This window comes from Streptomyces sp. NRRL WC-3618 (genome assembly GCF_001280005.1).
Lineage (GTDB): Bacteria > Actinomycetota > Actinomycetes > Streptomycetales > Streptomycetaceae > Streptomyces.
The window spans coordinates 1-14,928 of sequence record NZ_LGDW01000426.1 but is presented as its reverse complement, the minus strand read 5'-3'; the positions used below and the strand labels follow the sequence as shown (position 1 = coordinate 14,928).

6 protein-coding genes and 1 pseudogene are annotated in these 14,928 nt (G+C 71.3%); 3 read left to right on the top strand and 4 right to left on the bottom strand.

The window, feature by feature from the left end; translation table 11 throughout:
- The first annotated feature begins 544 nt into the window (after positions 1–544).
- Entirely contained in the window at positions 545–3,364 is a 2,820-nt protein-coding gene (locus ADL01_RS28085) for a helix-turn-helix transcriptional regulator (RefSeq protein WP_053744793.1), read from the top strand.
- Between the two features lie 66 nt (positions 3,365–3,430).
- On the opposite strand, the gene ADL01_RS28080 is transcribed toward ADL01_RS28085, so the two are convergent.
- The gene (locus tag ADL01_RS28080) at positions 3,431–4,180 is read right to left on the bottom strand and encodes a hypothetical protein (protein ID WP_159049672.1); all 750 of its coding nucleotides are present in this window, start codon (positions 4,178–4,180) and stop codon (positions 3,431–3,433) included.
- A gap of 506 nt (positions 4,181–4,686) precedes the next feature.
- Here ADL01_RS28080 and ADL01_RS28075 point away from each other — a divergent pair.
- The gene (locus ADL01_RS28075; RefSeq protein ID WP_053744791.1) at positions 4,687–6,315 is read left to right on the top strand and encodes a flavin monoamine oxidase family protein; all 1,629 of its coding nucleotides are present in this window, start codon (positions 4,687–4,689) and stop codon (positions 6,313–6,315) included.
- Positions 6,316–6,383: 68 nt separating this feature from the next.
- Here the strand turns inward: ADL01_RS28075 and ADL01_RS28070 are convergent.
- The 3 genes and pseudogenes from ADL01_RS28070 to ADL01_RS28060 form a co-directional block, all read right to left on the bottom strand.
- Positions 6,384–6,971, bottom strand: a pseudogene (locus ADL01_RS28070) (transposase); the annotation flags it as partial.
- 134 nt (positions 6,972–7,105) lie between these two features.
- Positions 7,106–7,930, bottom strand: a complete 825-nt coding sequence (locus tag ADL01_RS28065) for an ABC transporter permease (RefSeq protein WP_053744790.1) — start codon at positions 7,928–7,930, stop codon at positions 7,106–7,108.
- Positions 7,927–8,871 (bottom strand): ABC transporter ATP-binding protein, encoded by a 945-nt coding sequence (locus ADL01_RS28060; protein ID WP_078960793.1) that lies wholly within the window; start codon positions 8,869–8,871, stop codon positions 7,927–7,929. The genes ADL01_RS28065 and ADL01_RS28060 overlap by 4 nt, the downstream gene beginning before the upstream one ends.
- A 282-nt stretch (positions 8,872–9,153) precedes the next feature.
- Between ADL01_RS28060 and ADL01_RS28055 the strand changes: the two genes are divergently transcribed.
- On the top strand, positions 9,154–14,928 hold a 5,775-nt coding region (locus tag ADL01_RS28055; protein WP_159049670.1), incomplete at its 3' end, for a type I polyketide synthase.

The following is a 14,928-nucleotide window of genomic DNA, read 5'->3' as shown; positions in this document are numbered from 1 at the left end:
CTGGGGCACCGAGGAGGAGTGCGGAGCGGACCCCGGGCAGGGTCCGCAGGGGCAGCCCGGAGATCGACGGGCGTGCGTCCAGGCGGCGTTGAGGGGCGGTGGCGGTCGGCGTGATCCCACCCGTGGCATCCGGGCGAGCGCGTGGCCAGGGTATTTCCGGACAGGATGGTTTGATGATCTCCGCGCGTAGCCCGGTATGGCCGGTTCCTCTTCGCCTTCCCTTTAATTGGAATTCAAAGTTCCGCATGTGGGCGCGTCGGCGTCGGGTCTAATATCACATGCGAGGCCGGAGTGGGAAGAGCTGAACGTTGCGATTCATCATGGATTTGGGAGGTGGGCTCACTTCTTTCGGGGCTACCTCGCCGTCAAGATTCAGTCATAGTTGTGTTGTTGCTCGGGGGCTGTGAGAAGCCGCGGTCAGGATATCAGGGAATGTGCCCTGGTATCCTGCAAAGGAGCTCCATTTGGTTACTCGATGAGTGCGTCATGCGAATAAGGCGCCCCGGGGCGGTTTGTGAAATTTCTTATCGGGAGGAAATGCACTATGAGCCTGGTCGAGCGAGTCGATGAATGGGCTCTGTTGGAGGAGGTTCTGGGGAGCAGCGCTGCACGGCCCTCCCGGGTCGTCGTGGTGAGAGGGCCGGTGGCCACCGGCAAGAGCGAGCTCCTCAACGGCGTCGCCGAGCGGGCCGAGGCGCGCGGCCTCACGGTCCTCAAGGCGACGGGTTTACGAGCGGAGCGCCGGACCCCCATGGCGCTCTTCAGTCAACTGCTCCTGCGTACCGGCCAGTTAGGGGAACGGGAGAGCGGTGCCGCCGAGCGCGTGGAGCGCCTCCTCGACGACGCCCGGTTCACCGCGATGCTGCGCGACCCCGCGAGCGAGCGAGAGGAGCACGTACGCGCGCATGTGATGTGCTCACTGACCGCCGCCCTGCACGCCATGGCCGGCGGCCGCCCCCTCGCGGTCCTCATCGACGACGTCCAGTACGCCGACATCCCGTCCCTGCAATGCCTCCAGCACGTGATGCGTGAACTGCGTGCCAAGCCCGTGGTGATCGTCCTCGGCCTGCGCACGGGACCGCACGCGGAACGGCCCATGTTCAGTGCGGAACTGCTGCGCCACCCGCGCCTGACCCAACTGCGGCTCGGCACCCTCGGCGAGCGGGCCACGGCCGAAATGCTGCGCGACCACGTCGACGAGGCCACCGCACGCGGCCTCGCCCCCGACGTCCACCGGATCAGCGGCGGCAACCCGCTCCTCATCCGCGCCCTGACCCACGACATCCTCGCCCACGGCCCCAGCTCCGACACCTCCCTGCCTGCCCTGCACACCCTCACCGTCGGCGACGCCTACCGGCAGTCCGTGCTCAGCTGCCTGCACCGCGGCGACGACGCCGTCCTCGCCGTGGCCCGCGGCCTCGCGATCCTGGACGACGCCGCGTCCGACGCCGCACTCGCCGGACTGCTCGAACTCGACCACAAGACCGTCGCGTTGAGCCGACGCGCTCTCGAATCCGCCGGACTGACCCAGACGGGAACGTTCCGCCACCCCCTGGCCACAACGGCCGTCCTGGACGACCTCACCCGCAGTGACCGCCTCGCGCTGCACCGCCGCGCGGCCGTCCTGCTGCGCCGCGCCGGCGCCGAACCGCCCGTCGTCGCCCGGCACATCGTCGCCGCCGGCGAAGTCACCGACGCCGAATCCCTCGACACACTCTGGGAGACCGCCACTCGCGCCCGGCGCGACCAAGACGTCTCGCTCGCCATCGCCTGCCTCCAACTCGCCGAACAGGCGTGCCCACGGGGGGCACGCCGCAGCGAGATCCTGGCCGAACTCACCCGCTGCGCGTGGCGGGTGCGCCCCTCCACCGTCGGACCCCACCTGGCCGCGCTGCGCGCCGCGTTCGACGAGGGCTGGCTCAGCGAGCAGGCCGTGCCGGTGCTCCTCGCCGGGCTGCTCTGGCAGGGCAGGTTCGACGAGGCCGCCGAAATCGTCCGCAAGTGCCAGGACGCGTACGAAGGTTCCTCCGCCGTCGCGGCCTACCTGGCCACCAGTGCGGTGCGCACCGCCTACCCCGCCCTGCGCGAACGCGTCGGTGTCGACAACTGGCCCGCCGCACAAGGCCCCGCCGACCTCACGGCGGCGCGCGGCCACGACCCGCGCAGCCGCGCGGGCGCCGCCCTCAACGCGGTCCTCACCCGAGGCGTCGACCAGCACGCCGCCGACCTCGCCGAGACCGTCCTGCAGGGCACCACGCTGAGCGACGCCACCCTGGAGGCGCTCACCTGCTCCCTGTCCACCCTCATCTACTCCGACCGGCTCACCCGCGCCGCGCACTGGTGCGACGCGCTGCTGCGCGAAGCCACCAAGCTCGGCGGCCCCGGTTGGCAGGCACCCCTGTCCGCGCTCAGAGCCAAGATCGCGCTGCGCCAGGGCAACGCCGTCGACGCAGTCCGCTACGGCACCAACGCGCTGTCGTGGATGACACCGCTCGGCTGGGGCGTCGGCATGGGCTCGGTCCTCGCCACGCTGATCTCCGCGCACACAGCGATGGGCCAGTACGAGCAGGCCATGACCTACCTGGACCACCATGTCCCCGACGATCCCCCGGAATCCCGCTACGGCCTGGAATTGCTGTACGCCCGCGGCCAGCTCCACGCGGCCACCGGAAGGGTCCGCCCGGCCCTCGACGACTTCCTCACGTGTGGCGAGCTGATGACGCGCTGGGGCATCGACCAGCCGGCACTCGTGCCGTGGCGGTCCGCGGCCGCCGAGATGCACCTGCGCACCGGAGGCGAGGCCGAGGCCGACCGGCTCGTCAGGGAACAGCTCTCCAAGTGCGGCTCGGGGCAGTCCCGTACGCGCGCGCTGACGCTGCGCGTGCTCGCCGAGGTCGCCGGACTGCGGCGCCACCACCAGGCCCTGCACGAGGCGATCGAGGAACTGGAGGAGTGCGAGGACCGGCTCGAACTGGTGCGGGTCCTCGGCGCTCTCAGCCGCTCCCACCACGCCCTGGGCGAGCTGGGCCAGGCCCGCATGATGGCGCGGCGGGCCTGGCGCATCGCCCGCGACGCCGGGGCCGAGTCGCTGTGCGAACACCTCCTGCCGGACACCGACGGCGAAGTGAGCGCACCGGATCGCCCCGCGCGGGACGGGGAGAGCTGCCCCTCGGAGGAACTGACCGACGCGGAGCGGCGCGTGGCCTCCCTGGCCTCCTTCGGGCACAGCAACCGCGAAATAGCGCGGAAACTGTTCGTCACGGTCAGCACCGTCGAGCAGCACCTGACGCGTGTATACCGGAAGTTGAACGTCACGCGCCGCAAGGATCTGCCGCACGACCTGCTCGCGGACACGGCGTGCTGAGCGGATTCCGCGTGCTGAGCCGCGGACACGGCGTGCCGAACGCCCGGCAGGCCGCGACCGCCGCCCTCAGTGGGGCGCCGACGGGCACGTGAAGCACACCTCGTCGTCGTGGACCGAGAACACCAGGCCCGCGACGCGGTGCGCGGTCGGCCGGGACCGGGTGGAGAACACCGCGGTCCCGGTCGACGCCGTATAACGGCTCAGCACACGACAGATGATCTTCTCCGACGCGCTGTCCACCTCGTCCAGCGGCTGACACAGCAGCAGCAGCTTCGGTACGTGCAGCAGCGCGCAGCCCAGGGCCACGCGGGAGCGCTGGCCGCGGGAGAGGCCGGACACGGCGGCGTGCTCGACCGCCCGCAGGCCGAGCACGTCCGTCAAGTCCGCCGTGCGCTGCGACGTGGTCTCCGGGGACAGCCCTTTGTGTCTCCCCGCCGTCATCAGGGCGTCACGGACCGGGACTTCGGGCAGCGGCATGCCCACGGATACCACGCCGACGAGCCGTTGCACGGCCGCGCGGTCGGCGCGCACGTCCACGCCGTACACCGACACGGAACGCCCCGGTTTGTCGCCGCGCAGCAGCCGGGCCAGGAACCAGTCCGCCGCGTCGTCGTCGGAGACCGCCGCCACGCACGCGTGGGGCTCGATTCGCAGGGGGCGTGCCCGGCTCGCTGCGCAGGCGTCGAGGGCCCCGGACGCCTCGTCCGCCGTGCGCCGCACCTCCAGGGCCATGGGCTCCGGCGGAGATCCGCCGGGTGTGGCACCCGGCCGGTGGTCATGCACCGCGAACCTCCGGCCGACCGACCCTGAATGCATGGAGTCTTCCCTTTCTGGCGAATGGTGCTGGGTGCGGGCACGCGGGGACTGTGGGGGCGCGCGGCGCGGACACCTTAGATCATTTCAAGGCTTCCGCTGACTTCGTACTGTCTTCAGGATCGAGACCTGGCTACTAAAGTACTCATTGCGTGGCGCACGAATTTTCGGTCCTTCCCTCCCGCGTCGACCGCACGGGCCAGGCGCCGCCCCTGCGCAACGTAGGAGGCGTAAGGGGATGCTGAGGGGTTCCGAGCACCCCGCGGCCGTCGCCATAATCAAGGGCACCGTCAGACGTGCCGTCGATTCGAGGGCGATTCGCGGGTCCGACCGGCCCCCACGGGGCGAGGCCCGGCCGTGCCGATCGCGGACCCTTCTCCTGCTGCCGCAGCCCGGTTCACCGCGGCCGTCTGCAACGTAACCCGGGCCGGCCTCCACCACGGTCAGAGGAGTATCCGTTGGTTGCCCTCAACGGCAGTTCGCGTCTCGGAACAACAGATTCCATCACCATGCTCGGCCCGGACTTTCCCTTCGCGTACGACGAATGGCTGTCGAGTCCGCACGGCCTCGGCGAAGTTCCGGAACGCGAGTTCGGGACGCCCGTCGCGGTGATCGGGGCGGGCATATCGGGCCTCGTCACCGCCTACGAGCTCATGCGCCTCGGGCTGCGCCCCGTGGTCTACGAGGCCGGGCAGGTGGGCGGCCGGATGCGCTCGGCGGCCTTCGACGGCGGCCCGGATGCCGTGGCCGAGCTCGGCGCCATGCGCTTCCCCGCTTCGGCGACCGCGCTGCGGCACTACCTGGATCTGGTCGGCCTCCAGACGCGGCCCTTCCCCAACCCGCTGACCGCCGCGAGCGGCAGCACCGTCGTCGCCCTCAACGGCACCCGGCACTACGCCCGGCGCGCCGCCGAACTCCCGGACATCTACCAGGAAGTCGGCATGGCCTGGGACAAGACCCTCCAGGAGCACGCCGAGCTGTTCGCCATGGACGACGCGATCCGCCGCCGCGACACCGCCGCCATCAAGGCCATCTGGAACCCGCTGGTGCGCGCCCTGGACGACGAGTCCTTCTACGGCTTCCTCGCCCGCTCGCCGTCCTTCCAGTCCTTCAAGTATCGCGAGATATTCGGGCAGGTCGGCTTCGGCGCCGGCGGCTGGGACACCGACTTCCCCAACTCCATGCTGGAGATCCTGCGCGTCGTCTACACCGGCGCCGAGGACGACCACCGGCTCGTCGTCGGCGGCTCCCAGCAGCTTCCCCAGCGGCTCTGGTCCCTCCCGGCCGACGACCTCGTGCACTGGCCCGCGGGCACCTCCCTGGAGACCCTGCACCGCGGCGGCCCGCGCGGCGGCGTCGCCCGCATCGAGCGCACCGCCCGCGGCATCACCGTCCACGAAAGGAACGGCACGGCCCGCGCCTTCCCGGTGGCCGTCTTCACCCCGCACAAGCGGACGCTCGTCACCAACGTCCGCTGCGACCAGGCACTGCTGCCCACGCCTGTGTGGACCGCGGTGGAACGCAGCCACTACATGGGCTCGTCCAAGCTGTTCGTCCTCGTCGACCGCCCCTTCTGGCGCGAACGCGACCCGCTCACCGGCCGCGACGTGATGAGTACGACCCTCACCGACCGTATGCCCCGCGGCGTCTACCTCTTCGACGAGGGCCCGGACCGCCCCGGCGTCATGTGCCTGTCGTACACCTGGAACGACGACTCCCTGAAGATGGCCCCGCTGACGCCCGAGGAGCGCCTGGACGGCGTCCTCGACGCGCTCGCCGGCATATACCCCGGTGTCGACATCCGCTCCCGCGTCATCGCGCCGCCGCGCACGGTCACCTGGGAGACCGACCCGCACTTCCAGGGCGCCTTCAAGGCCAACCTGCCGGGCCATTACCGCTACCAGCGGCGGCTGTTCACCCACTTCATGCAGGAGGACCTGGCGCGGACCCAGCGCGGATTCTTCCTCGCCGGTGACGACGTCTCCTGGACGGCGGGCTTCGCCGAGGGCGCCGTGACGACCGGCCTCAACGCCCTCTGGGGCGTACTGCGCCATCTCGGCGGCGCCACCATGCCGTTGAACCCCGGCCCTGGGGACCTGTTCGCGGAGCTCGCACCCGTGGACCTGCCCGAGGACTGAGTACGCCAAAAGCACGAGAAGGGCCCCGGAGCGGTTGACTGATGCTGTTGGTTAATTCGGGGTCGTGATCACTTCGCCCCGCCGATCATTTGGTCGGCGGGGCGAAGTTGTGCGAAGTGGCTGGTGCGAGTCTGGGCCCGGGGTGTGTCGGTGAGGTGGGCGTCGATGCGGGCCAGGTTGATGGCGGCGCCGGTGAGCTGGTGCTGGAGACTGGTCTTGGCCAGACCCTGGTAGCGGGATCTGCGCATGCCACAGCGCTGGACGCCTTGGGAGATCGTGCCTTCGACTCCCGCACGGGCCTTGTAGCGCTCCTTCCAGGTGTCGGTTTCCTGTTCGGCGCGGGCCTGGCGGAGGGCCTCATGCTCGGCGCGGGGCTGCAGGGTCAGGCGCCGGCCGGTGCTGGAGGTTGTGCACCGCTCACGGACCGGGCAGGGCCGGCAGTCGCCCTTGTTGAAGCGGACCCGGATCACGGGAGTACCTTCCTCGCTGCGGTCGGGGTTCCAGCGTCTGGTGGTCCTGCCTCCGGGACAGGCCACCTGCCTGTTCTCCCAGTCGATGGTGAAGGCATCGCCGGTGAAGCCGCCGCCGGCGCGGGTCTGGGGACTGGCGTCCTTCTTGGCCGGTCCGGTGAGTGTGATGCCGTACTCGCGACGGGCGTGGACGAACTCGTGTACGACAACGTCGGCCTTCAAGACCACAACCGAGTCTTGAAGGCCGACGTCACTCAGGGTCCGAATAAACCAACACGTCGGTTGACTGCTCCGGGGCCCTTCTTACGTACGTGTACGTCTCACGCTTGCGCGCGCCGCAGGAACCCGCGTATCCCCACCGCCGCGAACAGACAGATGGAGCCGACGAGCACGATCAGCGTGATCGGCAGTGGCACGTGCTCCACGTTCGGGGACGTAACGGCCCGCATGCCCTCACTGGCGTACGACAGCGGATTGGCGCCGCAGATCACCTGGAACCAGCGCACCTCGTCCAGCGCGACCAGCGGGAACTGCGTGGAGCCCGTGAACAGCAGTGGCATCAGGACGAGGGTGAACATCACGTCCACCTTGTCGCTGCTCACCGACGTGCCCAGGCACATGCCGATCGACGCCCCGGCGAGCGCGCCGAGCCCGGCGATCCCGAGGGCAGGCACGGTCTTGCTGATCGGCCACGACAGGTCCAGGAGAATCATGCCGACCGGCGTCATCATCAGCGACGCCACGAATCCGTACAGCGCGCCGAAGAGGATCTTCTCCACGGCCACCAGTCGCAGCGAGATGGGCGAGAGCAGCCGGTCCTCGATCTCCCGCGTGTACGAGAAATCGACGACGAGTGGCAGTGCCGTGTTCTGCATGCCGCCGAGGAATCCGTTCAGGGCCAGCACACCGGGCAGCAGGACGGCGCTGTAGTCGCCATCCACATATCCCGCGTCGCTGAGCAGCACGCCGAACACGAACAGTGTGAAGAACGGCTGGATGATGGCCTGCCCGATGAACGTCGGGAACTGCCGCAGGGCGACGAAGACATCGCGCCACAGGATTGCGCCGAAGGTGTGCAGTTGGCTCTTGGCCGGTGCGGCAGCGACCTCCGCGGCGGGTGCTTCGGTCGCGGTCGTCGCAGTCATCGCAGGTTCTTTCCGGTGAGGTGGAGAAAGACGTCTTCCAGGGACACCTTTCCGACGCCGACGTCCGTCACCCGGTGGTCCGCGGCCGTCAGCGCCGCGAGCGCGGGCTGCAGCGCCGTCACCGGTTCGGTGTCCGTGTAGATGCGGAACCGGAACCCGTCCACGGGCGTTGCGTCCGGGTCGACTTCATCGACCTGGCGCACCCCGGGAAGGTCCGCGAGCAGTTTCGCCACCGGCGCCGGGCCCTGCGCCGATTCCACGGTCAGGGCGAGCGTGGAGTGCGCGGGCAGCAGTTTTCCCAGGCCTTCGGGGGTGTCGAGGGCCAGCAGGGTGCCCCGGTCGACGATGCCGACGCGGTCGCAGAGCTTGGCGGCCTCGTCCATGTCGTGGGTGGTGAGGACCACCGTCACACCCCGCCCGGCGAGTTCGACGACCCGCTCGTGCACGAAGAGCCGCGCCTGCGGATCGAGTCCGGTCGCGGGCTCGTCGAGGAACAGCACGCTCGGCCGGTGCATCAGCGCACGCGCGATCATCACGCGCTGCACCTGACCGCCGGACATGTCGTCGACCTTCGACTTGCGGTAGTCGGCCAGGCCCATCTGCTCCAGGAGCTCATCGGCCCGCGTGCGCCGTTCGGCCCGCGGCATGCCGTGGTACGTGGCGTGGAAGAGGAGGTTCTGACGCACCGAAAGCGACCGGTCGAGGTTGTTGCGCTGCGGCACCACCGCAAGCACTCGCTTCGCCTGTCTCGGCCGCGCGACCACGTCCACGCCGTCGATGACGACGTCACCCGAGGTCGGCCGCACCCGGGTGGTCATCATGCCCACCGTCGTGCTTTTCCCCGCGCCATTGGGGCCGAGCAGGCCGAACACCTCGCCCTTGTACACATCGAAGCTCAGGCCGTCGACAACGCGGCGTGCGTCGGACGCGTACTGTTTCACCAGATTCTCAACCCGGACGGCATTTTCCACGTGCCCGACCCTAGAGCGTGGCTGCCTTTCCCGACCACCCCTGTGTCCGCCCGCGGCGCCGGCCTCGTAGGGGCTGGTTAGGGGTAGGGGGACCGGGAACGCGCTGTTAGCCTGCCACGGTATTGTGGGCAAATTTATCTGAAGTGCGGCCAGGAATTCTGCGGCGTTCTGAAGCGCGGTCGGTGAATTTACCCGAAGTACAGTCAGGGAATTTCTGAAAAGCCATCACGGCCGGTGCTACGGAGTGGAAGAATGAGCGACTTCGAGGAATTCGCAGACGAATCTCCCGCGGCGGTTCACCCGGAGTCCCACCCGGAGACTCCAGCGGAGTTCCGGCCGCCCCGGGAGAACCTGCGCGACACCCTCGAAGGCCGCCCGCGCGCGGAACAGGAACGGCGACTTCGCACCGTTGTCGCGGGTGAGGTCGCCGCGGTCCTCGGCGGCGCCGACGGCGAGCGACCGGCCGGCGATCTGTCACGCCCCTTCCTGGATCTGGGACTCGACTCCCTGACCGCCGTGGAGCTGCACCGCCGCCTCCAGCGGGCCACCGGCCTCAAGCTGCCCGTCACCACCGTCTTCGACCACCCCAGCGCCGATGCGCTCGCCCGCCATCTGCGCGCCGAACTCTTCGACACCGCCGACGCCGCGTACGTTCCCGTGGCGGCCCGCCGCGTCGACGACGAGCCCATCGCCATCGTCGCCATGAGCTGCCGGCTGCCCGGCGGCGTCGAAACACCCGAAGAGCTCTGGCAGTTGGTGGCCGACGGCGTCGACGCCATCTCCGACTTCCCGGCCGACCGCGGCTGGGACCTCTCCGCCCTGTACGACACCGACCCCGACCGGCCCGGCACCAGCTATGTCCGCGAGGGCGGATTCCTGCACGACGCGGGCGAGTTCGACGCCGACTTCTTCGGCCTCTCGCCCCGCGAGGCCCTCGCCACGGACCCGCAGCAGCGCCTCCTCCTGGAGGCCTCCTGGGAGGCCCTGGAACGCGCGGGCATCGACCCCGCCACGCTGCGCGACTCCGGCACCGGCGTCTTCGTCGGCGCCGAGACCCAGGAATACGGTCCCCGCCTCAGCGACGCGGGCGACGGCTTGGAGGGCTACCTCGTCACCGGCACCGCCGCCAGCGTCGCCTCCGGACGCATCGCCTACACCCTGGGCCTCCAGGGGCCGACCATGACGGTCGACACGGCCTGCTCGTCCTCCCTCGTCGCCCTACACCTGGCCGTTCAGGCGCTGCGTCAGGGCGAGTGCGCCCTCGCCCTCGCGGGCGGCGTCGTGGTCATGGCGTCCCCCGGCTCCTTCCTCGCCTTCAGCCGCCAGCGCGGCCTGGCCGCCGACGGCCGCTGCAAGCCCTTCGCGCAGGCCGCGGACGGCACGGCGTGGGGTGAGGGCGTCGGCATGCTCGTCCTGGAGCGGCTTTCCGACGCGCGCCGCAACGGCCACCGCGTGCTCGCGGTCGTGCGAGGCTCCGCCGTCAACCAGGACGGCGCGAGTAACGGTCTGACCGCCCCGAACGGCCCCTCCCAGCAGCGCGTCATCCGCGCCGCCCTCGCCGACGCGGGCCTTTCGCCCGCCGATGTCGACGCCGTCGAGGCGCACGGTACGGGCACCACGCTCGGCGACCCCATCGAGGCCCAGGCCCTCATCGCCACGTACGGCAAGGACCGGCCCGAGGGCCAGGAGCCGCTGTGGCTCGGCTCGTTGAAGTCCAACGTCGGCCACACGCAGGCCGCCGCGGGCGTCGTCGGCGTCATCAAAATGGTGCAGGCGATCCACCAGGGAGTGCTGCCGAAGACCCTGCACGTGGACGAGCCCAGCTCGCACGTGGACTGGTCGGAGGGCTCCGTCGAGCTGCTGACCGAGGCGCGGGCCTGGCCCGAGCGGGCCGACGGCGCGCCGCGGCGCGCGGGTGTGTCGTCGTTCGGGATGAGCGGTACGAACGCGCATGTCGTCGTCGAGCAGCCGCCTGCCGAGGAGCCGGTGTCCGCCGCCGACTCGGAGGGCGAGTCCTCCGGAGGCGCCGCATCGGCGGTCGTGGCGGGCCTCGTCCCCGTGGCCCTGTCGGCGAAGACTCCGGAGGCGCTGCGGGCGCAGGCTGGGCGGCTCCGTGAACACCTGCTAGCGAACGCCGAGTTGGGCGTGGAGGATGTGGCCTGGTCACTGGCGGTGGCGCGGTCGCGGTTCGAGCACCGGGGTGTCGTCGTCGGGCGGGACCGGGACGAACTCCTCGCCGGGCTGGCGGCGTTGGCGGCTGACGACGCCACGGCGGGGCAGGTGGTGTCGTCCGGTGGGGCGGCCGCGCAGGTGTTGTCCGGGCGCGCGCAGGGCGGCACCGGCGGCGTCCGTCCCGTCTTCGTGTTCCCGGGGCAGGGGTCGCAGTGGGCGGGCATGGCTCGTGAACTGCTCGACTCCAGCCCGGTGTTCGAGGAGCGCATGCGGGAGTGCGCGGACGCGCTCGGCCCGTTCGTGGACTGGGACCTGTTCGACGAGCTGAGCGGCGACAACTTCGACCGCGTGGACGTCGTTCAGCCGGTCCTCTTCGCCGTGATGGTGTCGCTTGCCGCCGTGTGGCGTGCGGCCGGTGTCGAACCTGCGGCCGTGGTCGGCCACAGCCAGGGCGAGATCGCCGCCGCCTGCGTCGCGGGCGCGCTGTCCCTGGAGGACGCCGCCTGGGTGGTGGCGCTGCGCAGCCAGGCCATCCTCGAACTGTCGGGGCGCGGCGGCATGGTCTCCGTACCCCTGCCCGAACAGCAGGTGCGCACCATCCTGGACCAGTGGGGCGACGACCTCTCCGTGGCCGCCGTCAACGGCCCCGCGCACGTCGTCGTCTCCGGCGCCTCGCAGGCCCTGGAGGAACTCGTCGCGCAGTGCGTGGCCCGCGACATCCGCGCCCGCACCATTCCCGTCGACTATGCCTCGCACTCCGCGCACGTCGAAGCCATCGAGGAGCACCTGGCGCGGGTCCTCGCCCCCGTCGCGCCCCGCTCGCCCGACGTGTCGCTGTACTCCACCGTCACCGGAGACTGGCTGGCCGACGACACCCTCATGGACGCGGACTACTGGTACCGCAACTTGCGCCGGACCGTCCTCTTCGAGCACGCAACGCGCGGCCTCCTCGCCGAAGGCCACGACCTGTTCATCGAGATGAGCCCGCACCCGGTCCTGACCGTCCCGGTCCAGGCCACCATCGACGACGCCGAAAGCCCCGCCTCCACCCTCGGCTCCCTCCGCCGCGACGAGGGCGGCGCCCGGCGCCTGCTCACCTCCCTCGCCGAGGCGCACGTCCGGGGTGCGGAGCCGGACTGGTCCGCACTCTTCCCGGGCGAGCGGACCGTCGTGGACCTACCCACATACCCCTTCCAGCGCCGCCACTTCTGGCTGACCGGGGAGAGGGGGTCCAGTGGTGGCGGCACCCCCGCTGCCGCGGACGCCGCCGAGACCCGCTTCTGGGACGCCGTGGAACGCGAGGACGTCGACGAACTGACCTCCACCCTCGGCGAAACCCTCGACGGTGTGGCACAGGGCGCGCTCAGTGAGGTGCTGCCCGGCCTCTCCGCGTGGCGCCGGCAGAGGCGTGAGCGCGGCGTCATCGACAGCTGGCGCCACCGTGTCGGCTGGCAGCCACTGCCGGGCGGCCGCCTGCCGTCGGCGGGACTGTCGGGGCGGTGGCTGGTCGTGGTGCCCGACAGCGCGGGGGATCACCCGTGGGCCACGGGGGTCGTTGACGCGCTGGGCGCCTCGGGTGCCGAGCCAGTGCGGTTGAGCGTGGGCGCGGGGTCGGTGACGCGTGCGGCGCTGGCGGAGCGGTTGCGGGAGGTGGCCGGGGGCGACGCGGGGATTGCTGGTGATGCGTCCGCCGACGTTCCGTTCGTCGGCATCGTGTCGCTGCTCGGGCTCGACGAAACCCCTCTCGACGACCACTCCGCCGTGCCCGCCGGGCTCGCGGCCACCGTCGCGCTGGTGCAGGCGCTCGGCGACACCGGGTCCGAAGCCCGCCTGTGGGCCCTGACCCAGGGCGCCGTGTCGACCGGCCGCAGCGACCGCCTCGACCACCCCGCCCAGGCCCACCTGTGGGGCCTCGGCCGGACCGTCGCCCTCGAACACCCGGACCGCTGGGGCGGACTCGTCGACGTGCCCCTCTCCTACGACACCCGCGCGGGCGCCCGCCTCACCGGCATCCTCGCTGCGGCCGGTACCAGTGCCGAGGACCAGCTCGCGGTGCGCGGCTCGGGAGTCTTCGTACGCCGCCTCCTCAGGGGAGAGGCGACGGGCGCCGACCTCACCCGGCACACCCGATGGACGCCGAGGGGCACGATCCTGGTCACCGGCGGGACGGGCGCGCTCGGCGGCCACGTCGCGCGCTATCTGGCCCGCGAGGGCGCCGCGCACCTCGTCCTCACGAGCCGCCGCGGCCTCGACGCCCCCGGAGCGACCGAGCTGCGCGCGGAACTGGAGGGGCACGGCGCACGGGTGACCGTCGCGGCGTGCGACGTCGCGGACCGCGAGGCGCTGGCCCGCGTCCTGGACCGGATACCCGCCGACGCACCCCTCACTGCCGTCGTCCACACCGCCGGAATCCTGGACGACGGCATCGTCGACGGCCTCACCCCCGCGCGCTTCGACGATGTGCTGCGCCCCAAGTCTCCGGCGGCCGCCGTCCTGCACGAACTCACCCTCGACCTGGACCTGGACGCCTTCGTTCTGTACTCGTCGGCGTCCGGCGCCCTCGGCAGCGCCGGCCAGGCGAACTACGCCGCCGCCAACGCCTACCTCGACGCCCTCGCCGAACAGCGCCGCGCCGACGGACTGCCCGCGACCTCCATCGCCTGGGGCACCTGGGACGGCGCCGGTCTCGCCGACACCGCCGTACGCTCCGACCGGGCACGGCGCGACGGCATGCCGCCGATGCCGCCCGAGCCCGCGGTCGCCGCCCTGCGGGACGCCGTCGAACGCGGCGACGCCAACATCGTCATCGCCGCCGTCGACTGGGACACGTTCCTGCCGGGCTTCGTCGCCGCCCGCCCCAACCCGCTGTTCGACGCCATCCCCGAAGTGCGGCGACTGACCGCCGACCCGGCGGACGGCGGCACCCCGGCCCCCTCCGGCGCCGCCGGCGTCACCGGCCCGGACTGGATACGACGGCTCGCCCCGCTCCCCGCCGCGGAACGCGACGCCGCCCTCGTCACCTTCGTACGCTCCCAGGCCGCCGCCGTTCTCGGCCACTCCGCGCCCGACGCCATCGACCCCGCCCGCGCGTTCCGCGAGCTGGGCTTCGACTCGCTCACCGCCGTGGAACTCCGCAACCGCGTCCAGGCCGCCACCGGCCTGCGCCTGCCCGCCTCACTGGTCTTCGACTACCCCAACGCAACTGTCCTCGCCGCCTACTTGGGTGACGAGGCTTTCGGCGCCGCGCAGGCAACCCCAAGCGCCCCCAGGGCTGCCGCCGACACCGCTCCGGACGACGGCGACCCCATCGCCATCGTCGCGATGAGCTGCCGCTTCCCCGGCGACCTACGCTCCCCGGAGGACTTGTGGCGCCTGGTCGCCGACGGCCGCGACGCCATGGGCGAGTTCCCCGCCGACCGCGGCTGGGACCTCGCCGAGCTGTACGACCCGGACCCCGACCGCGCGGGCCGTACCTACGTCCGCGAAGGCGGATTCCTGCACGACGCGGGCGAGTTCGACGCGGACTTCTTCGGGATCTCGCCGCGCGAGGCCCTCGCCATGGACCCGCAGCAGCGCCACCTCCTGGAAACCTCCTGGGAACTCTTCGAGCGTGCGGGCATGGACCCGACGACCCTGGGCGGCACCCGCACCGGCGTCTTCGTCGGCTCCAACGGTGACGACTACATCACCCGCAACTCCACCGTCCCCCAGGACATCGAAGGCCACGTCCTCACCGGCAACGCCGTCAGCGTCATGTCCGGCCGCCTGTCGTACGCGTTCGGCCTCGAAGGGCCGGCGGTGACCGTCGACACGGCCTGCTCGTCGTCCCTCGTTGCGCTGCATCTGGCGGCGCAG

Coding starts and splice junctions, on each gene's coding strand:
- ADL01_RS28085 (WP_053744793.1), top strand. CDS start 545: ATGAGCCTGGTCGAGCGAGTCGATGAATGGGCTCTGTTGGAGGAGGTT.
- ADL01_RS28080 (WP_159049672.1), bottom strand. CDS start 4,180: ATGCATTCAGGGTCGGTCGGCCGGAGGTTCGCGGTGCATGACCACCGG.
- ADL01_RS28075 (WP_053744791.1), top strand. CDS start 4,687: ATGCTCGGCCCGGACTTTCCCTTCGCGTACGACGAATGGCTGTCGAGT.
- ADL01_RS28065 (WP_053744790.1), bottom strand. CDS start 7,930: ATGACTGCGACGACCGCGACCGAAGCACCCGCCGCGGAGGTCGCTGCC.